This window comes from Desulfotignum phosphitoxidans DSM 13687 (assembly GCF_000350545.1).
Taxonomy (GTDB): domain Bacteria; phylum Desulfobacterota; class Desulfobacteria; order Desulfobacterales; family Desulfobacteraceae; genus Desulfotignum; species Desulfotignum phosphitoxidans.
In genome coordinates this window covers 598,667-620,414 of sequence record NZ_APJX01000002.1, presented here as the reverse complement: position 1 = coordinate 620,414, position 21,748 = coordinate 598,667, and the positions used below count along the sequence as shown (strand labels likewise).

Genomic DNA, 21,748 nt, shown 5'->3' with positions numbered 1-21,748 from the left:
TCAAAAACACACCCGATTCCCTATTTTTCTCCCAGCACATAAAACAAATGGCTCAACGGCAGCTTGAACACCCCTTTTCTGAACAACATATCCCATTTGCCCAGTTTTTTCATCCACCCGGGATATGAATTATTTTTCACATAATCGAGAATCGGGACGTCCCAGTCCGGGGTGGATTGCAGACGGGGATCTTTGCTACCGTAGCGACGGTGGAGCCGGACATCCCTGGGGCCGCTGGGATCGGGCCAGCCAGGGGTGTCGATGGCGCCGGATTCGATCACCTGGATGCCTAATTGCTTGAACAGTTTTCTCACTGTGGTGATGTGGTTGTATTTTACCTGGCCGTGATTCCAGTGAAATCCATACCAGTAATGTAAAAACCGGTGCCAGGGATAGCCGGGCTGAAAATTGTTGCAGGTCACCAAAAGGATATATTTTCTTGAGATCCGCTTCATTTCCTGTAGATACCGCTTTGGGTCTTCCAGTTCAGTCCAGGTCACAAAATTCCAGGCCAGGTCAAAGGCATCTGTTTCAAACAGGGTTCGGCAGGGATCGACATTCTCCCTGTAACTCATTCGATCGGTCTGACCGATATCGTCCCATTTGGCAAGCATATTGATTTCCGGGTTCACCAGCGTGACATCGCATCCGGCCACGGCAAAACCGATGGAATATAACGATCCGGCAGCCTTGGCGCCATGGCTGGGCATTTCGACGATACGCTTCAGATGCAGCTGGTTGGTGAGTTCTCTGTGCAGTTGTATCAGCACATATCGATCATAAGTGACCCCGAAGACTTCCCGCTCTTTTCCCATCGATCTATACCCATCCTTTTTCTTTATACCATTTCACGGTTTCAACAATCCCCTGTTTTGCCGGCACATGGGTGGCAAACTCCAGATCTCTGATGGATTTTTCCACTGAAAACACCCGGTCCGCCAGGGTGGACCGGATATTGTTCCGGGTCACGGGCGGTACTTTGCCGATCATTTTAAACAGGGTTTCAATCATACCGGCCCCAGTCAGAGCCATCCATTCCGGGACATACAGAACCGGCCGTTTCATATTCAGTCCTTGGGCGATGTACTGCCGGATATCATCGAATTTTTCAGGGGTTTCATTGGTCAGAAAATACAGTTGACCGATCCGGCCTTTTTCATAGGCCTGGATCAGTCCGTTCACAGCATCGGTGACATGGATCAACGGCGTGAGTTTGGGCCGGTTCCCGACTTTCGGGTACAGGCCTTTTTTGTATAAACGGACCAGTTTGAGCATGTCCCGCCAGTCGCCGGGGCCGTACACCATGGAAAACCGGATGATGGATGCCGGCAGATTTCGGGTCTGGATCAGTTCCATGATTTTTTTTTCCGCTGCCAGCTTGCTGATACCATAGGGATGCACCGGCCGGCACAAGGTGTTTTCATCGGCCGGGGTCTCCTTGCATACGCCCATGGCGGCAACCGAACTGCAGTGGACAAACCGCTTCACGTTTGATGTCAGGGCCTCTCGGGCGATATTTTCAGTGCCCTGTACATTGATATCAAAAAAATCCTGGTCCGGAACATTGTAATGATAGGCATGGCCCATGGTGGCCAGGTGAAACACTCCGTCCATACCATCGGCAATGCCTGCCAGCCGGTGTGTTTCTCTGATATCTGTCTGAACCAATTCAACAAGGTTTTCAGGCAGCATGGGAACAGCTTTTTCAATGTCTCTGACCAGACACCGGCAGGCATGGCCGCGCCGGGTCAGTTCTTTCACCAGATAGGGTCCGATAAAGCCGGTGGCGCCGGTAACCAGAAATTTCATGTGACCTCCGCGTTGCTCTTTTTCCTGAGTATCAGCGACAGCACCTTTAAAATGCTCCTGGTATCCATCAATAAATTGGAGTACATCTGGTTTGCCAATGGGCAGGCACATTCCTTGTTTTTGATCTGTTTTCTGATTTGCTGTGCCCGGGGGCTGTGCCAGACCGTCCTGAAATCATCCCCGGCATCTTTGAGGTTGCCCATGCTCCGGGTGTAGCCCAGTGTGCAGCAGGCCCACACATCACCATACGGGGTCAGATGCGCATTGGTAATTCCGGCATAACAGGGGATGGGCTGGGTTTTTTGATGCAGGATCTTGAGGGCCAGCTGGTAATACACCAGGCGGAATGCATTGATCATTCGATGGAATAATGGTTTCTGATTCATCTCTTTGATCTGATGGGCGGAAAAAATCTGTATGGCCTGCTGATATGCCTGATGATCCGGGGTGATCTGATCGTCAAAATTGAACATTTCAGACCGTTCTTCAGCAATTTCATTGCGGTATGAGTCCGGGTTCAGGGACAGGGCAAACGAAGAAATCTCATGAATATCGTTGATATTCCATCGTGAGATCACTGTTCCCAGTTCTGCAGAAAGGTGTGGATACACCGATTTCAAGTCCTGCAGCGACTGAAAGACTGCCAGCACTTTTTCAAAATTGCCTTTCACGCCCCGGATCGCATCATGTTTATCATACACATGATCCAGGCTGGGTTTAATGGTCAATCGCGTATCAGGTGCCTGGGTTTTAAGAATGGCTATAATTTTTTCAATGGATGTCACAATCTTCTGGCCGGCAATAGCATTGGTGGGGATATGGATGATCCCGGGTTTCAGATATTTGACGGCAAGGGCAATGATATCTGTAAAATCAGGCCGCAAAAAAGGCTCTCCCCCGCTGACATTGAAAATATAAACCGGACCCATGGATGCAAATATCTTTTCGATTTCATCCAGGGTCAGTTCCTGGTCTTTCAGGGCCGGGGTCTGGCGGTAGATATCCCAGATCTTGCAGGTCCGGCATCTGGACTGGCAGACATTGGTCACAGAAAAGGTCAGATTGAAAGGCAGCGGGGCTTTGATCCCAAACCAGTATGACAGATAATACAGCGGCAGTTTATACACAAAATGGTTGGGATTCATCAAGTTCATTATCTGCGGTCATCCAGCACTTGATGGTACAGGGACAGGGTCTGATCGGCAATCCGCTCCCATGACATCATTTTTTCAATTTTCCGGGCATCGTTTTTCAATTTTTTTTGAAGCGTCTCATTTGATAACACATTGACTATCTTTTCGGCCAGCAGATTCGAATCAGAACACGGCACCACGCATTCCGGGTCAGCGACCAGGTCCGGCAGACCGCCGGTATCAGTGACAATCATCGGGACATGAAAAGCTATGGCTGCAGCCCCTACCCCGCTCTGGCTGTCAAAATGTGTGTAAGGCAGTACCACCAGATCGGCCGCGGAAAACAAAGCGCCCACCTGGTCGGATGGTACATAACCGATTAATTTGATGACATCATCCGCCAAACTTAGGTGCCGGATCAAATTCTCATATCGGTCCCAGGGCTCCCACAGACTGCCGGCAATCACCAGCCTGGCAGGCAGTGTTTTCTTTACCTTTGACAAGGCGTGAATCAGGATATCCAGTCCCTTATAGCGTCGAATGGTTCCGAAAAACAACACTATTTTCTCTTTTTCACTGATTTGCCGGTGCTGCCTGAAGTTTTGGATCCCGGTTTTAAAGACGGTCAAAGGGCCATGAGGGATCACTGAAATAAGGTTTGCATGGATTTGATACTGGCAAATCAGGGTCTTTTTATTATGTTTGGTATGAACAATCAGATGATCTGCCAATTGAAAAATCAACCGGCTGGCCCAGTCAAACAAAACAGACCCTTCGTGGGGCATTACATTGTGAACGGTGACAATCACCGGAATTTTTTTGCGTTTTGCCAGATATATCATGGATATCACTGCCGGCAGGGTGGGCAGGCTCCACCACTGGGCATGAAACACGTCGGTTTTCATGGTCATGCCGGCCTTTATCCAGGACAAGGGATTGTACCAGGTCAGCAGGGTTGAAACGGTCAGATTCCTGGTATCGATTTTTTTGAATGTGGGGTCTTCCAGAGCTTCTTTTGATGGATGAAGCCAGGCAGGATACAGGTTTGAAAAAGAATAAAAAAAAAGCCGCACCCCAGCAGCATCCAGCGCTGTTACCAGGCCCAGGCAATATGGAGAAAGGGCTTTTTGGGGCGGCAATGTACCCAGCATGGAAACAGTCATTATCATTCAGATATCACTTTTTTGATCACTGCCATGGGAATCCGGCCCTGGAACAGTTCGCCGTCAATTTCATACGCCGGGGTGCCGGTCACGCCCAGCTCGATCCCTTTTAACACATCCCATTTGATTTTGTAATTAACCTGCCGGATGCCGGGCGCAGTGGCAAGACCTTCGAAGCTCACCCCGCTTTTCTGGGCAAGTTCCCGGATATCAAGGCTTTTGATATCTTTGGGGATGTCATACAACAGATCATTCATCTGCCAGAATCTGTCTTCCAGGACCGCGTAGGCTGCGGCAACGGCCAGTTTACCGGATGCCGGGTGAAATGATCCGGTCAACGTGGGATTGAACTGCGGGTCCATGGGAAAGTGCCGGTGTACCAGCCGGATCTTATCCGGATTGGCAGCAATGATCTGCCGTAAATACATGTGAAGCTTTCTGCATTGAAAACACATGTAGTCGGAATATTCAATAATGACAAGCTCAGGATCCTGCGCCCCGATCCATGGATCGCCGTCTTCGGTGATGCCGGTGGGCACATCTGTGGATATTTCCGGCAGAGAAAATGACCAGTAGCTGGGAAAAACAACCGGCAGGATTAACACTGCCAGCAGAAAAAAAACCAGCACAGTGGTTTTCTTTTTCCATGGCCGCCACAAAAACAGGATATCTTTTTTCAAGGAACTCCAAAAACCTTTTTCAGGAAACCGTCTGCGGATGATCCACACCAGAAAAAGCAGCATAAAATTGATGCCGTAGCCGGCCATGCAGACAATGCAATACGCCTTGATCTGAAATTTTAAAATATAGGCCAGAATCAGGCTGTAGACAGAAAAAAACAGGGCAATCAAAAACAGCAGCCGCCAGATCCGATGCGGTCTTGCTTTCAGATGGTATGCAAATGACAACAGGATTAGAAAAAAACCATATCCCAGAACTCCCCACACCGGCACCGGCACTCCCAGAAATATGGAATACATGCTCTGGGAAACGGTATCACAGTTGATGGATTCTGACACGGCACACAAACTGACATACAGCATATCGGTGTGGATCCGGTAGTGGGATATTGACGAATACACCATATTCAACAGCCCGGCAGCTGCGACACTAAACACGGTCCAGAAATAAACCGGAAAAGGAAGCGGTTTTGTTATGGCTTTTTTAGTTCCCACAACCTGCCACTTCATTAGACAAAGTCGCATTAACAGTTACCGTCCACTTGTCTCTTCCTCCGGCAGAATTTGTAAGGCCTTTCCCGGCCTTGGCTTCAGCAACTGCAATGTAATATGATTGACTTACACTTGCAGCGTCTATCGAATAGTCATATTTGGGATCACCTTTTGGCACAATAAAACCGAGATGCGCAATGTCGTCAGCATACGTGTTCTTTTCAACAAAATAAGCTTCCTGGCGGATTCTGATATGCCCCAAAACACTTTTCGCTTCCGACTGTTTCACTTTACACTGATAGGACAGAAAATTGGGGATGGCAATAGCCGCTAAAATTCCGATAATGGCTACCACAAGCATCAACTCAATGAGAGTGAACCCTTTTTTGTTGATCCGTTTGTTTTTCATGATATTTCCCTGGAATCATTGCGATCAAATAATTTTTACCTCTGTTACCCATTGCCTGATATTTCTTGTGACATAAGAGAAAGTTCTGAAATCTTTTGGGAGATCACAGGTGCAATCAAATCGGTTCGAATCGGCCATTGAAGATCAATATCAGCGTCTTCTCTCAATGCGTTTAATATTTCTGGTACACTGAAAGTCGATATCAGATTTTCAGCATAAGACGCTGCTTTCTCACTATTTCCAGCCCTGACGCTGTTTTCGATCAGAAAAAACAAATTGACCGGTTTTTGAGGAAACCTTTGATACAGGCGATTAAAATAATGATCTGCTGAAGTATAGTTGTGTCTCATCATTTTTCCTATTCCGGTATAAAGCAGCGTTCTTTCTGTATCAGGTGCTATTTTTATCGCTTTGATCAGGTAAGTCAATGCCTTTTCAGGATCATCCTGTTTTAATAAAACAGCTGCTTTTATATTCAGGTATGCCGGCACTTCAGGTTCTTTTGAGAGCAGATAATCGACATGCTCCTGGACATCATCGATCCGATCGGAACGAAGCAACGTTAACGCAAGATGATATCGCATGGCATCGTTATTAGGATTAATATCGAGAATTTGATAATATAATTTAATGGCTTTCTGATAGTTTTTTTTATATTTTGCATAAATATTGGCCATGTTGGCAAGGGATATCAACACAGCTTTGTTTCGGGTGCTGCCATCCAGATACATGGCTTTTTGAAACAAGGCAATTGCCTGATCATACTCCTTTACATCCATATAGTAAGCAGCTGCAAGATTCTGATATCCTCTTGCTCTGCCAGGTGATTTCTGGATAACATCCTCCCACAGAATCTTTTCATCTGTCCACACCATATTGCGGGTGTATGTTCCTAATCCAAGCAAGGCAATCAGAAGAGTGACAAATACAATGACCAACCCTTCCATTATTTTTTTTTGCATTGAATAATGATTGATCATCCTTTTGATGCCTGTCGCTACCGGTAGAAACAAAAAAAGAGAGGGTAGATAATTTCGGTGTTCAAAAACAAGCTCCAATGCAATGACAGAAGATTCAATGATATGATTTAAAAAGAAAAAAAGGACAGCAAAGGAAAACAATGGCCACTTAATTATCTGCCGGATGGCAATGCCCACTATCAGTAAAATTAAACCAGCGGCAGGCAAGGTAGTCCAGGGATAGAACAATCCGGTTGACACCACGATATCATGATCCAGAGACAGCCGGTCGGCAATGGGATAAAAAATCTGTGATAAATAAAACATCACGATTCTTGGCTGTGTCAGAACCCGTTCAAAAAAAGAAAATGTTCGGTTTTTGTAGCTGCCCAGAATACTTTCTATCACTCCCCCGCCCAGAAACAAAAAAACGCCGAAAACAAAAACAACCACAATCAATCCCGCCCCCCACAACAACACTTTTTGCCGGGTTTCATAATCGGACATGTCCCTGAAAAACACCACTTCCAAAAGCAGAAGCGATACTGGAAGCATGATGGCATTTTCTTTGGAACCCACAGCCAACAAAAATGAAAATAGTATGCCGGAGAAAAAATATATCCGTCGCTTAAATGATTCACAAAGCCTGAATTTGATGTAAAAATAGATTCCCATCACATAAAACATGGCAGCCATGGCAGCCATGCGCTGAACAATGTATGTCACTGCCTGTGTCTGGATGGGATTGACCGCCCACAAGCAGGCAGCCAGGACAGCGATAAAATATCCATCTCCTCTGTATCTCCCGGCAAGGTTCGGGGTATTGAAAAGGTTGATAATCGATAAATACAGAAAAAAGGCAGTCAGGATATGAAATCCTATATTTACAATATGGTAGCCAGTAACATTTGTTTGACCAAAATACCAGTTTATCGCAATACTCAAGTTGGATATCGGGCGGTAAAAAAGTTTCTTTTTTTCTGGATTTTCAAGTATCGCCTCTAAAATCGTACCAGGGTATAAATTGTCGACGTGAAGTCGGGTGTTATCAACGATATTGTGAAAATCATCTAAATGGAAAGGGGCGTTGAAGGTGTTGCAGTAAATGATCAGGACAAGTATGGACAGGAGAACAAAAATGCGCCAGTTTATACTTACATGTTCATTTTTGGGTTCCTGTCTATTATATTTCAACATTGTTCATTATTTTATCAGAAAAATATCCATCAAGAACAAAATCCCCCTTTTTGACAACTCACATCAAAAAAGGGGATTAAGAAAAATTGATTTTAAAATTTCTTACTTAGCAACCAGATGGCGAGTTCACAAGGTTGGCATCTTCATCCATAGTCCACTTATCTGCAGCAGCTCCATCACCAAGACCCTTACCATCTTTAGCAGTTGCCGTTGCATCAAATCCAGCCCCACTATCAGTTTCAGTAACATCATAAGTGTATTTAGGATCTCCTTTAGGAGTATTGAACCCCATTTGAACAGTATTGTCTGCATAGTTACCATATTCCGCAAAATATGCTTCTTGAAGAACTCTCATGTTCCCTAAAATACTTTTCGCCTCAGCCTGTTTTGCTTTACACTGGTAGCTCATGAAATTGGGAATGGCAATCGCCGCCAGAATCCCGATAATGGCCACAACAATCATCAGCTCGATCAGGGTAAAACCTTTGTTGTTTTTCAACATTTTTTTCATAAATGTCTCCTTTAATTTTTTCCTGTTTTGTGTTTTGGCTTTATTTTGCCATTCAAACGCTTTGGATCAATTTGATGCAAAAAATACACCATGGATTTCAAATTCAGCATTATAATTCATTTTTATTCCAACCTATTAATATTTAATGAAATTTAAATTTCATAGGCCTGGTTGGATTGTATTAAAATGGCATTTTTTCTTTTGAAAATAACAAAAATCGGCAAATATGACAAAATTTGAAACCGGTTGACGAAAATAGCGCATTTATTTTAAGGTCCGTTATGAAACAGATACCAAAGCATAATCCATTTCCGGATAAACACAGATCATGACCCGCAGCGTTCGAACCCACATCCTTTTTTCCTTTTTTTTGGCCGGCCCCATTGCATATGTCGCGCTGCTGGCTTCCGTGCCCCCCGTGGACCGGGATGCCCTGACCCATCATTTGTTCATTCCCAAGCTGTACCTGCTCCACGGCGGAATATATGAGATCTTTCATATCCCGTTTTCTTATTATCCCATGAACCTGGATCTGCTGTATCTGATTCCGCTGGCGTTCAACAATGACATTGCCCCTAAATTTATCCATTCTGCCTTTGCTTTGATCACTGCGTTTATGATTTTCCGGTATCTTTCCCGGCGGACCAGTCCCGCCTGTGCCTGGCTGGGGGCACTTTTTTTTCTGACCCTGCCTGTGATTGTCCGGTTGTCCTCCACCGTGTATGTGGATCTGGGGCTGATCTGCTTTTTCTTTGCCGCACTGCTGTATCTGTTTGACTGGATCGAATCCGGATTCAGATACAAACCGCTGATCATCAGTGGAGTATTTTGCGGGTTGGCCCTGGGAACCAAATACAACGGGCTGGTGGGACTGTTTCTGCTGGGGTTGTTTGTGCCGTTTGTATATGCAAGGATGCGTGTCGGCACCCGCCACGTCAGCCTCAAGGCTGCGGCATGGGGGGCGTTGTTTGTTCTGGTTTCTTTGCTGGTGTTTTCCCCCTGGATGGTCCGCAATGGGGTCTGGACCGGGAACCCGGTGTATCCCTTATACAATAAAGTGTTCAATCCACCGCCTCCGTCCGTTGAAAAAAACGACAAAGCCCCCTCCCCCCGCATCTCCCATATCCAGGCCCGCCGGGAGCTGTATGGAGAATCCTGGGCGCAGATCGCTTTGATTCCTTTGCGGGTGTTTTTTCAGGGCAAAGATGATGATTTCCGGCTTTTTGACGGCCGGACCAGTCCGTTTCTGCTGATTCTGCCCCTGTGTCTGATTCCGGGATTCAGGACCCGATCCCGGCAGGAAAAAATCGAAATTCTGCTCATGCTGTTTTTCTCTCTGCTGTTTCTGCTCTATGCCTGCGCCCAGACATCGATCCGGATCCGGTATTTCTCACCCATCCTGCCGCCGCTGGTGGTGCTATCCATGCTCGGGCTCCACAATTTTCAGACACGGATTCTTGCGCCTGTTCGATGGTCCGGGCCTGTCAAGACATTCCTGATTTTTGCCGTGATCACGGTCATGCTCGGACTGAATGCCGCATACATGGTCGAACGGTTCAAAAAAGACCGGCCCCTGGAGTATCTGACGGGGAAAGTGACCCGGGATGAGTACATCCAGGCATTCCGGCCGGAATATGCCGCGTTTCAATATGCCAATGCCCATCTGGCAAAGGATGCGAAAATCTTCGGGCTGTTCATGGGAGGGCGGGGATATTATTCAGACCGGTATATAGCGTTTTCGGATTCGCTGCTTTACAGAGCCGCCAAAGATGCCGCATCCGGGAAGGATGTAGCGACAACCCTGACCGGCAAAGGGTTCACCCATATCCTGATGAGTTACCCGGCATTCAATTCATGGTTGAAGGAAGTTGCTTCCGATCATGACCGGCAGGTGCTCAGGCAGTTTTTTGAATCCCATATCCGAGTGCTGTTCTCCAAAGACGGGTATGGGCTGCTGCAAATCGGGTTTTGATGTGTTTTGGGATATTACAACTTAGATATAAATTCATCGACAGTCATCCCGGAATCTTTGATAAGGCCACGTAACGTGCCTCTTTTGACGTGAAAGGCATTTACGATTACACTTCCAGGATAGCCGCCCTTTGGTTTTTCCACAAACCAGAGTTTCCAACGTCAGGAAATTTTAAACTGTTAAGCTGTATTCAAATTATTTTTGATTGTCAAGTGGGACAGGAAGGCCCCGATCAAGAGAAAAGAAATCTTTTGGATGCGCTTCCTGGAAGGGTCTTAGAATAAATTCACAAAGGACGTACCACTCCTGTCTTTCTCTATGGGCAGGCGTAATGGTATGGTAGCGGGTTCATGTTATTTCAGCAGTGCCAGGATCTCCGAGATGTCTTTTGCGGTTTTTATCGTTTCTTTGATTTCTTTCAGTGTACCCAGATCATCAATTTTGTTCACTTCGGCCATTACTGTGTCAATGTCCCCGGGAAATTTAAGGGTGATGCCCAGTTCGATGCCTTCTTTGAGACCTTCCAGCTTGCCTTTTTGCTCACCTTCAACCAGGCCTTCTTGCTTGCCCTCATTCCTTACTTTCTCTTCTAATGTCATAACATACCCCCCTGTCTCTTTGGAAATAGCCTGCTCCGCTATCTCCTTTATTTGTTTCCACGTTAATTCATCTTCTTCCAAGGCCGATGCCAGGTACCGGATCACTACTTCCAACCATTGCAGCCCGGTTTCTTTTTTCATCAATGCCTGCATCAGTGCAAATATACCCGGCAGCTTCTGTCGAAAATCAGGATCCCGGATGTGTTTGAGCAGCAGCAATATCACCCGGCTTGCGATGGTCCCTTTGATCTGATCATCCGAGTACCGGTGCAGGTCATACAGTTCAAACCCGAAATTCGGGATGTACGCGGTGAGGTCATCCACCGGACCTGACAGCAATGAGGCCAGTCGCACAGTATCTTCGGGCCACTCTTTCCTGGCGTGGCAGACCAGCAGCGGGATCACAATGGGCAGGAAATCCGGCTGCTTTTTATGCTGCTTGATATACAAACGCCAGATCTTAACCATGTATTCCAGCAGCTGGAGATGGACAAACCTGTCATAGTAGCTTTTATGCTCAAACAGTACATAAATGAAACCCTGACTGCCATTTGTCAGTTTCACCTTGTACAGTATATCCGAATGATATTCAGCCAGATCCTTTTCAATGAAGCTGTCCTTGCTGATCTCCAGGGTGTTCAGGTCCACCAGCTTCAGCACTTTATCCATTAAAATGCACCAGATGTATTTTTCTGTCAAGCTCATTGGATCTCGACGTCATAAACTCTTGTAAACACCGGATTTTAAAGGTATATTGATTTTATGACACAGACAGACAGACAAGGCAAAATGATCCAGTTGGTTGCCGGCATCGTGAAGCGCTGTATGCAGCAGTCATTGTCGGCCCGGAAAAAGATCCGGGCGGTATATCTGTTTGGTTCCGTTCTGGATGAAAACCGGTTTAAATCGGGTTCCGATATTGACCTGGCTTTTTTGCTGGAAAATTTAGAATATGCAGTAGATCCTTTGACGGCTTCATATGACGCTTATCATATATCGACCCGGGTGAGTTTTGAAACCGGCCGCCGGACCGATGTGGTCATTTTGAATGCAGCATCCGTTGAAACCGCCTACCAGGTAATTACGACCGGTGAACTGTTGTATGAAAAAGATGCTGCCGACCGGCTTGAATATGAAATCGCTTTAAAAGGCATGTATTTTGACTTCAAACCTTTTCTGGATGAACTGCGTTCAGGCAAACCGGTTCATCCGTAAAAATTTATCATGAAATCAATTCAAAAAAAAATCCTGACCGTGGAAGAAAGAATCAAGCGGCTGAAACATCTGGCTCAAACTTTGAATTCTTTTGAAGCCTATGTGTCTTCTGCCAGAGATAAAGATGTGGCAGAGAGAAATATCCAGGTAGCGATCGAATCCTGTCTGGATATCGGAAAAATTTTAATTGCCATCCATCATTTAAAAGAACCGTCCGACAACAAAGGCGTTTTTATGGTATTGGCGGAATCCGGCATCATTGAGACCGCTCTTCTGAAATTTCTCATACCCATGGCCGGCACCAGGAATGTTCTGGTACATGGGTATGACCGGATAGACGATGCACTGATATACGGCATCATTCAAAAACATCTCCCGGATTTTGAACAGTTTATAGAGCAGGTTCGTTCTCATGAATCCCTGGATGGAGAGTGACCATGAAAAAACTGCCCCTGGGTATTCAGAGTTTTGAAAAAATTAGAACAGACCCCTATCTGTATATCGATAAAACACAACATGCCTTTGCCATGGCTGAACAGGGGACCTATTATTTTCTTTCCCGGCCCCGGCGGTTCGGCAAATCCCTGTTTCTGGATACGTTGAAATGCTTGTTTGAAGCAAGAAAAGATCTGTTCAAAGGCCTGTTTGTATATGACAAATGGGACTGGGATAAAAAATATCCCGTGATCAAAATCAGCTTTGGCGGGGATGTGTGTCAGTCATCCGAACATCTTGAGAAAACCATAGCCGGGCTGCTTCAGAAAAATGAACGAGACAACGGGGTCACTGCGGCAAACAAAGAAACCATCGGCAATTATTTCAAATTTCTCATCGAGGCCTGCCATGAAAAATATCAGATGCCCGTGGTAGTGCTGGTAGATGAATATGACAAGCCGATTCTGGACAATATCACACATGAAGACACGGCATTGTCTGTCAGAGACACCTTGCGTGGATTTTATTCCGCCATCAAGGATGCGGATGAACACATCAAGTTTGCATTTCTCACCGGGGTGAGCAAGTTCAGTAAAATGAACCTATTTTCCGGGTTGAACAATCTGCGGGATATCACCCTGTCCCCGGAATACAGCACCATCTGCGGATATACCCAGATGGATGTGGAAACCGGATTCAAAGAACATCTGGCCCGGACCGGACCCAATGGACCCGTGGATCTGGCGGAACTGGCAAAATGGTATAACGGGTATTCATTTTCCGGAGAGCCGGTATACAATCCCTACGACATCCTGCTGTTCTTCCAGGAAGGCGGAAAGTTCAAAAGCTACTGGTTCGAGAGCGGCACCCCCACATTCCTGATGGATATGATCCGGGACAAGCAGTATTTTCTGCCGGACCTGGAAAACCTGGAGGTGTCGGAGCAGCTTTTGAACACCTTTGATGTGGGCAATATCCCCATCGAATCCCTGATGTTCCAGACCGGATACCTGACCATCAAAAAAACCGCCACCATTTTCAACCAGGTGATTCATACCCTTTCCTATCCAAACTTTGAAGTCAAGAACGCGTTCAATCAATATCTGATCGGATACTTCACGGAACATCGGTTCCAGCCGGATGCCCGTTTATACAAAACCTTGCTTGAAGATGATTTCACGGGCCTCAAGTCGCAGATCGTGCGCCTTTTTGCCGCCATCCCCTACACGGCCCACGGCAACCTGACCCATTATGAAGGCTTTTATGTCAGCGTGATCTATGCCTTTCTTGCCAGCCTCGGCCTGGACCTGACCGCAGAAGATATCACCAGCAAAGGCCGGGCGGACCTGACCCTGAAATTTCCCGGGCATGAAAAAATATATATCTTTGAATTCAAAGTGGTTCAGGATGGACAATCCAAAAGTAAAAACCCGCTGGCACAGATCAGAGAAAAACGCTACTTTGAAAAATATATGGAAGACGGAAACCGCATTTTTCTCATCGGCATCGAATTTTCAAAGGAAAAAAGAAATATTGTATCTTTTGAGTGGGAACAGGTGTGATTAGAAAAATATTTGGTAATGGCGTTATACAAATATGAATAATCGAAGAAATTACTATCGAATCCTGCATGTCCAGCCAGATGCACCGCTCGAAGTGATACACTCCAGCTATCGAACGATGATGAAAGCTTTGCGTGTTCATCCAGACTTAGGGGGTGATGACTTTAATTCCGCTTTAATCAATGAGGCCTATCATGTGCTGTCCTCCCCGGACAGACGGGTCAGATATGATGCACACCTGGCGGAACAGCTCCTGCATTCAGGGAACACCGTGCCTGAAAATTTCAATGAAGAACAAAAAAGCCGGATGATCTGTGCATTCTGCAACACTCGACATAAACCGGAAAACAGTCGTGATAAAACCTGTATGACATGCGGCAGTCCGATTCCTGACACAAAACGTATCACCTTTACCGCCCGGCAGCGGCAGCTCTTGAGAGTCAGCAAATCCGATCCGGTTCAATACTGGGATGGGTGGCCCCAGCCGCCAAAGCCCGGGCAAATCATTGACTTGTCTCCCAAAGGTGCCTGTTTTGCCACCCGGGAACCCTTTGTCCGTCAGAATATCATCAAGATTGCTTCACCCGGATGGCACGGCCTGTTGAAGGTCATCCGCAAGCAGGTTATAAATGATCGCCTTCAAATCGGCGGCGAGTTCATTGCTGTCAAATTTTATCTGCCCACGGGCAATTTTTTATCAAAAACAATTTAACGGGCGCATGGGAGAGATCACAGGCCTTTTTTTGGGGGGCACCATTGCCCGGTTATCACGGATATGTCACCTGAACAAAAAAACGGGCCTTTCAGAAATTTTTGATTAAAAACACCTGAAACGCCCGTTTTTTGTGTATTTTTGGTACCGAAGAGAGGACTTGAACCTCCACGCCTTGCGGCACTAGATCCTAAGTCTAGCGTGTCTACCAATTCCACCACTTCGGCTTTGGATCTGTCTGGAAGGAATAGATGGTGCCGAAGGGGAGATTCGAACTCCCACAAGCGTACGCTCGCTAGTCCCTGAAACTAGTGCGTCTACCAATTCCGCCACTTCGGCACATCTGTTGACTGCGTTGTCCGCCGCAATTTAACGTTGCGTTCAAACAATGGTTGGGATATATATATGTGTTTGGAAGAATTGTCAAGAATATTTATGCTGGTGAAAAGGAAAATATGCTACTTGTTGAATCCCTGGACCGGATCAGCACCCCCTTTCAAAATGCGGTGGTCACCATCGGCAATTTTGACGGTGTTCACAAAGGGCACCAGGCCCTGCTGAAACAGGTCATTTCCAAAGCAAAGAAAATATCAGGCACGTCCGTGGCCCTGACATTCGAACCCCATCCATTGCGCGCTCTGGGCATCGACACCCCGCCGGTCATCACCCGCCATGACCAGAAGATGGAGCTGCTGGATGCATCAGGCATCGATGTGGTGATGTGTCTGCCGTTTGACAAAGCCTTTGCCGCCATCCCGGCCCAAGAGTTTATTGAAAAAATCCTGGTGGAAAAAATCGGCATGAAAGCGATCATCATCGGGCCGGATTATACCTTCGGCAAAAACCGGACCGGCAATATCGCCCTGCTCCGGGAGCAAGGCCCGATCCTGGGGTTTGAAACCATAGTGGCGGACTGGATCAAAGATCCGGCCAGCCGTACTCACCGGATTTCCAGCACCCGGATCCGGCAGATTGTCATGGACGGCCAGGTGGAACAGGCCCGGCAGTTTTTAGGCAGGCACTACCAGATCCGGGGCAAAGTGGTCAAGGGCCGCAGCCGCGGGGGCAGCCAGCTGGGGTTTCCCACGGCCAACATCAAACTGCATGACGAGCTGTGCCCCAAGTTCGGGGTGTATGCAGTGACAGTGGAAACCATCCACGGCAAATTCATGGGTGTGGCCAATATCGGTTACTCCCCCACATTTGATGACCATATTTTTACCATAGAAGTCCATATCCTGAATTTTGATCAGGACATCTACGGCACCCGGATCCGGGTGAACATGGTGGCCCGGCTGCGGGATGAAAAAAAGTTTGCCGACATCCGGGAACTGTCTGACCAGATCCGGAAAGATATTGATACTGCAAAGGAAATATTATTGAAAAATGGCTCTGTTGAAGATCGTTACATATCCTGAAAAATCATTGTCAATGCCCTCGGACAAGGTGGAAATCATCGATGACGAGGTAAAGCAGCTGATTCAGGACATGGGAGAAACCATGTTCCAGGAATCCGGCATCGGTCTGGCCGCCCCCCAGGTGGGGGTCAACAAACGCATCCTGGTATATGATGCCAGGGCACAGAATCCCGATGACGACGGACCGGAACAACAGATCATCGCGTTGATCAATCCGAAAATCATCCAGGCCGCGGGCAGTCAACTGTCGGAAAATGAAGGATGCCTGAGCGTGGTGGATTTCCGGGCCGATGTCAAGCGGTATGAACAGGTGACGGTGCAGGCCATAGACATGGACGGAAACCCAATAGAATTTGAAGCCCATGGCCTGATGGCAGTGATCATGCAGCATGAAATCGATCACCTGGACGGAATTCTGTTCATTGACCGCATCAGTACGCTGAAACGAACCATGTACAAAAAAAAGCGCATGAAACAGCTCAAGGAAGAGACATCATCATGACCCGCATCGTTTTTATGGGGACCCCGGATTTTGCCGTGCCGCCGCTGAAAGCCCTGGCCGCCCGGCCTGATTTTGAGATCTGCCGGGTAATCACTCAGCCGGACCGGCCCAAAGGCCGGGGCAGAAAACCCAGTCCGCCGCCGGTGAAAACCGCGGCTTTGGACCTGGGCCTGACCGTGTCCCAGCCGGAAAAACTCAACACGGATGCCATGGTGGAAGAACTGACGGCCCTGGCACCGGATTATTTGGTGGTGGCTGCCTACGGCCAGATTCTGTCCCAGCGGATTCTGGATATTCCGAAAAAATATCCCGTCAATATTCATGCCTCGCTGCTGCCCCGATACCGGGGGGCCGCGCCCATCCAGGCTGCCATCCGGAACCGGGATAACAAGTCCGGGGTCACCACCATGGTCATGGCCAAAGAACTGGATGCCGGGGATATTCTGCTTTTCAAAGAAACCCCCATCCATCCGGAAGATACGGCCCGGGACCTGCACGACCAGCTGACTAAACTGGGAGCAGATCTGATTCTTGACACCATTGACCAGATCAATGCCGGCCGGTTGACCCCCACACCCCAGGATGCAGAAAACGCCACATATGCGCCCATGCTCAAAAAAGAGGACGGCCAAATCGACTGGACTCAATCCCATCTGGATGTAGTGGCCCATATCCATGCCATGACCCCCTGGCCCGGCGCGTTTACCCGATTGGCAGGCCGGCGCATCAAGGTGTTCACGGCAGCCCCGGGACAAGATGAGGCCCCGGACCGGCCGGGAACCGTGTGCGCCGTCGATGAACAGGGCATTCACGTGGTCGCCGGCACGGGCGTGGTCATCATCCGGGAACTCATGGGCAAATCCGGCAAGCGTTTGTCAGCAGACGCATTTTTGCGGGGCCATTCTTTGGCCGTTTCCGACCGGTTTGAGTGATCCATGACCTGGGATACAAGACAGGCAGCCCTGGAAATTCTGCTGCAAACCGACCAAAAACACGCCACCCTGGACCGGGCCCTGGATGCGGTTTCTCCCAACCTGGCCCATTTGTCCCAGCCGGACAAGAACCTGTGCCATGCCATTGTGTTCGGGGTGTTGCGCCACCGCAATTTTCTGGATTTCATTATCCAGTCTTTTTCAAAAATTCCCCTGACCCGCATGGATCTGCCCGTATTGACCGTGCTGCGCATGGGTTTGTTCCAGCTGCGGTTTCTGGACCGGGTTCCGGATTTTGCCGCCATTGACACCAGCGTGAATTTAATCAAAAACCGAAACGGAAAAAAAACGGCCGGATTTGTGAACGGGGTGTTGAGAAACACGGTCCGGCAGTTCCACACACTGAATCTTCCCGACCCGCACACCGATCTTCTGGGCCATATCACCATTGTACATTCCATTCCTGAATGGCTGGCCGAGCGCTGGCTGGCCCGGTATGGAAATGAGCAGATCCTGGAGCTGTGCCGGACCATCAACCAGGTGCCGCCCCTGACCCTGCGGGCCAATACCCTGAAAACCACCCGGTCTGAATTAAACGACATTCTCACAGCTGCGGGTTTTGATACCCGGCTCACCTCTTTGAGCCCCCACGGGATATCGGTCATGGGATCCGGCATCCGCATCGAAGCCCTGCCCGGTTTTGACCAGGGCCTGTTTGCCGTCCAGGATGAAGCGGCCCAGCTGGTCTCGTTGATGCTGGACCCCCAACCCCATCACATTGTGCTGGACGCCTGCGCCGGTCTGGGCGGCAAAACCCTGCACATGGCCCAGATCATGGGCGGCCAGGGGAAAATCACAGCCATGGATACGGATCCTGGCAAACTGGCTTTGCTGACAGCCGAAGCCCACAGGCTCGGAGCAGGAGAGATCCAAACCCTTACCCTGGACCTCATGAAAGCGGGTCAGACCGATTTTCCCCAATATTTTGACCGGGTCCTGGTGGATGCCCCGTGCACGGGCTTAGGCGTGCTGCGCAGAAATCCGGATACCAAATGGAAACGCTCGTTTCAGGATATTCTGCGCATGGCCGGTCAGCAGAAAAAACTGCTCAATGCCGCAGCCAACCGGGTAAAACCCGGCGGGATTCTTTTATATGCCGTATGTTCCGGAGAACCTGAGGAAAACGAACATGTGGTGACGGCATTTTTAAAAAAACGCAAAGATTACGTACTGGAACCGGTCATGGACTGTTTCGGCCTGCCCATGGACCGGTATTTAACCACCTTTCCCAACGGCATGGACATGGATGGGTTTTTTGCAGCCCGGTTGAAACGCCTCACCCCGGAAACCCGTTCATAAAAACAGTTGATTGTTGGCAAAATACCCATTATGGTATGCCTTTTTTAACACCTGATTGAACCACAGGAGACCGATCATGGCACATATTGCCCCTTCCATATTATCCGCTGATTTCACCTGCCTGGGCAAGGAATTGTCAGCGGTTGAAAATGCCGGCGCCGACTGGATCCACATCGATGTCATGGACGGCCGGTTTGTTCCCAATATCACCTATGGCCCCATTATTGTTCAAGCCTGCAAACGGGTCACATCCCTGCCCTTAGATGTACATCTGATGATTGAAAAACCCGAAGCCATTATTCCTGATTTTGCCAAAGCCGGGGCCGATTATATTTCCGTGCACGCGGAAACCTGCCCGCACCTGCACCGGACCCTTCAGCAGATCCGGGAACTGGGCGTGAAGCCCGGCGTGGCCCTGAACCCGGCCACCCCGCTGTCTTGCATTGAGTATATTGCGGATCAGCTGGATTTTGTGCTGATCATGAGCGTGAATCCCGGATTCGGAGGCCAGAAATTCATTGAATCCAGCATTGAAAAAATCAAAGCCCTGTCCGATCTGCTGGCCAAAAAAAATCCGTTCGCCATCATCCAGGTGGACGGCGGCATCAATGCCGACACCATTGCCTCCGTGGCCCGGGCCGGGGCCAGCTGTTTTGTGGCAGGCTCGGCCATTTTCAACACCCCCGACTACAATGACACCATTGCGGCGTTGCGCCTGGCCGCTGAAAGGTAACCCATGAATAAATTCATCATCACCGTGCTGACCCAGGACCGGCCCGGCATTATCGCCCATGTGACCCGGATTCTGTTCGAGCTGGGCTGCAACCTTGAAAACGTCAATCAGATGATTCTCCAGACCCAGTTTGCCGGCCTGTTTCTGGTGGAAGCCCCGGAAAGTATGGACAAAGAACATTTGAGACAAACCCTGACCACCCGGTCGGAAGGCCGGGATCTGGTGATTCATGTCAATACCCTGGAGGAATCCCATGAAACAGGCATGGATGCGCACGGAGATATCTTTCTGATCACCACCATCGGACCGGACCGGAAAGGTCTGGTGGCCGGATTTTCCGATATTCTGGCCGCATACCGGGCCAATATCGTCAATCTTAAAGCCGTGTTCAAAGGCGGGATAGACCCCAGAGACAATGTCATGTCCTACCAGGTGTGGGTCACTCCGGATATGGATACGGCGGCAATGTTTGCGGATCTGCGCAAAAAAGCGGATGAACTGGGCCTGGATATCCGGATCCAGCATAAAAATATTTTTGATGCCATCAACAAAATATAGTCATTTAACTGCAAGGAAGTTTCCATGTTTGAAGATCATGAAATCATCTCCACCATTGAAATGGTGAAAAACGAACACCTGGATGTCCGGGCCGTGACCTTAGGCATCAACCTGTTTGACTGCATCAGCCACGACCTGGATACGTTCAGGCACAATATCCGGAAAAAAATCACGGGCCATGCCGGTGCTTTGAAATCCGTGTGCGATGCCGTGGGAGACAAATACGGCATCCAGGTGGTGAACAAACGCATCTCCATCAGCCCCATCGCCCTGGTGGGGGCTGCATTTTCCGCCGACCAGATGGTGGAAATCGCCCATGAACTCAATGAGATTGCCACAGCTGTGGACATCGATTTTATCGGCGGATTTTCCGCACTGGTGGAAAAAGGCATGGCAACCGGTGACACAGCCCTGATTAACGCCCTGCCCCGGGCTCTGGCTGAAACCCAGCGAGTGTGCGCATCCGTGAATGTGGCCACCACCAAGGCCGGCATCAACATGGATGCCGTGCTGCAAATGGCCCGGGCCATCAAACAGGCTGCGGAATTGACCGCAGACCAGGACGGCCTGGCCTGTGCCAAACTGTGCGTGTTTGCCAATATACCCGAAGACATGCCGTTCATGGCCGGGGCCTATCTGGGCGTAGGTGTGGCCGATGCCGTGATCAATGTGGGCGTGTCCGGACCCGGCGTGGTCAAACGGGCCATTGAGCGGAACCTGGAAAATGGCCCCATGACCCTGGGCAATATTGCAGAAGTGATCAAACGCACGGCCTGCAAGGTCACCCGGGTGGGAGAACTCATCGGCCGGGAAGTGGCCAGAGAACTGGATGTCCGGTTCGGTGTGGTGGACCTGTCTTTAGCCCCGACCCCGACCGTGGGAGACAGCATCGGAGAGATCTTCCAGGCGTTGGGCCTGAGCCATATCGGGGTGCCCGGTTCCACGGCGGCCCTGGCCATGCTCAATGACGCCGTGAAAAAAGGCGGGGCATTTGCTTCCTCCCATGTGGGGGGCCTGAGCGGGGCGTTCATCCCGGTGAGCGAAGACCTCAACATCGCCCAGGCGGCCCACCAGGGGTTTTTAAGCCTGGAAAAACTGGAAGCCATGACCTCGGTGTGTTCCGTGGGACTGGACATGGTGCCCGTGCCCGGAGACATCACGGAAGAGTGCCTGGCCGGCATGATTGCCGATGAAATGGCCATCGGCATGATCAATGCCAAAACCACAGCCACCCGCATCATCCCCGTGCCGGGCAAGAAAGCCGGGGACAGCGTGTATTTCGGCGGGCTTCTGGGCGAGGCCAAAATCATGGCCGTTCCCCATATGGCGGATGCCAGTTTGTTTGTGCATCACGGGGGCCGGATTCCCGCACCCATCCACAGTCTGAAAAATTAAGCT

21 protein-coding genes and 2 tRNA genes are annotated in these 21,748 nt (G+C 49.0%); 12 read left to right on the top strand and 11 right to left on the bottom strand.

Features of this window, described 5'->3' with window-relative positions; translation table 11 throughout:
- Positions 1-20: 20 nt before the first annotated feature.
- The 8 genes from DPO_RS07375 to DPO_RS07340 all read right to left on the bottom strand — a co-directional run bounded on the left by DPO_RS07375 (position 21) and on the right by DPO_RS07340 (position 8,341).
- Complete coding sequence (locus tag DPO_RS07375; RefSeq protein ID WP_006965166.1) at positions 21-815, bottom strand: methyltransferase domain-containing protein; 795 nt, start codon at positions 813-815, stop codon at positions 21-23.
- Positions 816-819: 4 nt separating this feature from the next.
- Complete coding sequence (locus tag DPO_RS07370) at positions 820-1,809, bottom strand: NAD-dependent epimerase/dehydratase family protein (RefSeq protein ID WP_006965165.1); 990 nt, start codon at positions 1,807-1,809, stop codon at positions 820-822.
- Positions 1,806-2,963: a radical SAM protein gene (locus DPO_RS07365; protein WP_006965164.1), complete on the bottom strand. Its 1,158-nt coding sequence runs from the start codon at positions 2,961-2,963 to the stop codon at positions 1,806-1,808. The genes DPO_RS07370 and DPO_RS07365 overlap by 4 nt, the downstream gene beginning before the upstream one ends.
- Positions 2,963-4,111 (bottom strand): glycosyltransferase family 4 protein, encoded by a 1,149-nt coding sequence (locus DPO_RS07360; RefSeq protein ID WP_006965163.1) that lies wholly within the window; start codon positions 4,109-4,111, stop codon positions 2,963-2,965. Before DPO_RS07360 ends, DPO_RS07365 begins: the two co-directional genes overlap by 1 nt.
- On the bottom strand, positions 4,108-5,295 hold the full coding sequence (locus DPO_RS07355; protein ID WP_160166900.1) for a vitamin K epoxide reductase/DsbA family protein: 1,188 nt from the start codon (positions 5,293-5,295) through the stop codon (positions 4,108-4,110). Before DPO_RS07355 ends, DPO_RS07360 begins: the two co-directional genes overlap by 4 nt.
- Positions 5,270-5,686 carry a type IV pilin protein gene (locus DPO_RS07350; RefSeq protein ID WP_006965161.1) on the bottom strand — a complete coding sequence of 139 codons (417 nt, stop codon included), beginning with the start codon at positions 5,684-5,686 and terminating at the stop codon, positions 5,270-5,272. Before DPO_RS07350 ends, DPO_RS07355 begins: the two co-directional genes overlap by 26 nt.
- Before the next feature lie 44 nt (positions 5,687-5,730).
- Entirely contained in the window at positions 5,731-7,842 is a 2,112-nt protein-coding gene (locus DPO_RS07345; protein WP_006965160.1) for a tetratricopeptide repeat protein, read from the bottom strand.
- Between the two features lie 106 nt (positions 7,843-7,948).
- Complete coding sequence (locus DPO_RS07340; RefSeq protein ID WP_201765616.1) at positions 7,949-8,341, bottom strand: type IV pilin protein; 393 nt, start codon at positions 8,339-8,341, stop codon at positions 7,949-7,951.
- A gap of 340 nt (positions 8,342-8,681) precedes the next feature.
- Here DPO_RS07340 and DPO_RS07335 point away from each other — a divergent pair, with 340 nt between their 5' ends.
- Positions 8,682-10,325, top strand: coding sequence for an ArnT family glycosyltransferase (locus DPO_RS07335; protein ID WP_006965158.1), 1,644 nt, complete (start codon positions 8,682-8,684; stop codon positions 10,323-10,325).
- Positions 10,326-10,678: 353 nt separating this feature from the next.
- Here DPO_RS07335 and DPO_RS07330 read toward each other — a convergent pair whose 3' ends face one another.
- The gene (locus tag DPO_RS07330) at positions 10,679-11,629 is read right to left on the bottom strand and encodes an Rpn family recombination-promoting nuclease/putative transposase (RefSeq protein WP_006965157.1); all 951 of its coding nucleotides are present in this window, start codon (positions 11,627-11,629) and stop codon (positions 10,679-10,681) included.
- 57 nt (positions 11,630-11,686) lie between these two features.
- On the opposite strand from DPO_RS07330, the gene mntA reads away from it, so the two are divergent.
- The 4 genes from mntA to DPO_RS07310 are packed head-to-tail and all read left to right on the top strand — an operon-like array spanning position 11,687 to position 14,848.
- Positions 11,687-12,139 carry a type VII toxin-antitoxin system MntA family adenylyltransferase antitoxin gene (gene mntA / locus DPO_RS23805; protein ID WP_006965156.1) on the top strand — a complete coding sequence of 151 codons (453 nt, stop codon included), beginning with the start codon at positions 11,687-11,689 and terminating at the stop codon, positions 12,137-12,139.
- A gap of 9 nt (positions 12,140-12,148) precedes the next feature.
- Positions 12,149-12,574 carry a type VII toxin-antitoxin system HepT family RNase toxin gene (gene hepT / locus DPO_RS07320; protein WP_006965155.1) on the top strand — a complete coding sequence of 142 codons (426 nt, stop codon included), beginning with the start codon at positions 12,149-12,151 and terminating at the stop codon, positions 12,572-12,574.
- Between the two features lie 2 nt (positions 12,575-12,576).
- On the top strand, positions 12,577-14,136 hold the full coding sequence (locus DPO_RS07315) for an ATP-binding protein (protein WP_006965154.1): 1,560 nt from the start codon (positions 12,577-12,579) through the stop codon (positions 14,134-14,136).
- A 34-nt stretch (positions 14,137-14,170) separates the two neighbouring features.
- On the top strand, positions 14,171-14,848 hold the full coding sequence (locus DPO_RS07310; protein ID WP_006965153.1) for a DnaJ domain-containing protein: 678 nt from the start codon (positions 14,171-14,173) through the stop codon (positions 14,846-14,848).
- 142 nt (positions 14,849-14,990) lie between these two features.
- On the opposite strand, the gene DPO_RS07305 is transcribed toward DPO_RS07310, so the two are convergent.
- Positions 14,991-15,075, bottom strand: a tRNA-Leu gene (locus DPO_RS07305).
- Positions 15,076-15,100: 25 nt separating this feature from the next.
- Positions 15,101-15,187: transfer RNA gene (locus DPO_RS07300), tRNA-Leu, on the bottom strand.
- Between the two features lie 116 nt (positions 15,188-15,303).
- Here DPO_RS07300 and DPO_RS07295 point away from each other — a divergent pair.
- The 7 genes from DPO_RS07295 (at position 15,304) to DPO_RS07265 (ending at position 21,745) form a co-directional block, all read left to right on the top strand.
- Positions 15,304-16,266 carry a bifunctional riboflavin kinase/FAD synthetase gene (locus tag DPO_RS07295; protein ID WP_006965152.1) on the top strand — a complete coding sequence of 321 codons (963 nt, stop codon included), beginning with the start codon at positions 15,304-15,306 and terminating at the stop codon, positions 16,264-16,266.
- On the top strand, positions 16,235-16,768 hold the full coding sequence (gene def / locus DPO_RS07290; RefSeq protein ID WP_006965151.1) for a peptide deformylase: 534 nt from the start codon (positions 16,235-16,237) through the stop codon (positions 16,766-16,768). The genes DPO_RS07295 and def overlap by 32 nt, the downstream gene beginning before the upstream one ends.
- Complete coding sequence (fmt, locus tag DPO_RS07285; RefSeq protein WP_006965150.1) at positions 16,765-17,700, top strand: methionyl-tRNA formyltransferase; 936 nt, start codon at positions 16,765-16,767, stop codon at positions 17,698-17,700. The genes def and fmt overlap by 4 nt, the downstream gene beginning before the upstream one ends.
- Before the next feature lie 3 nt (positions 17,701-17,703).
- The gene (gene rsmB / locus DPO_RS07280; RefSeq protein WP_006965149.1) at positions 17,704-19,059 is read left to right on the top strand and encodes a 16S rRNA (cytosine(967)-C(5))-methyltransferase RsmB; all 1,356 of its coding nucleotides are present in this window, start codon (positions 17,704-17,706) and stop codon (positions 19,057-19,059) included.
- A gap of 76 nt (positions 19,060-19,135) precedes the next feature.
- Positions 19,136-19,792, top strand: coding sequence for a ribulose-phosphate 3-epimerase (gene rpe / locus DPO_RS07275; protein WP_006965148.1), 657 nt, complete (start codon positions 19,136-19,138; stop codon positions 19,790-19,792).
- A gap of 3 nt (positions 19,793-19,795) precedes the next feature.
- Positions 19,796-20,350 carry a glycine cleavage system protein R gene (locus DPO_RS07270; RefSeq protein ID WP_006965147.1) on the top strand — a complete coding sequence of 185 codons (555 nt, stop codon included), beginning with the start codon at positions 19,796-19,798 and terminating at the stop codon, positions 20,348-20,350.
- 24 nt (positions 20,351-20,374) lie between these two features.
- The gene (locus DPO_RS07265; protein WP_006965146.1) at positions 20,375-21,745 is read left to right on the top strand and encodes a PFL family protein; all 1,371 of its coding nucleotides are present in this window, start codon (positions 20,375-20,377) and stop codon (positions 21,743-21,745) included.
- The last annotated feature ends 3 nt before the right edge of the window (positions 21,746-21,748 follow it).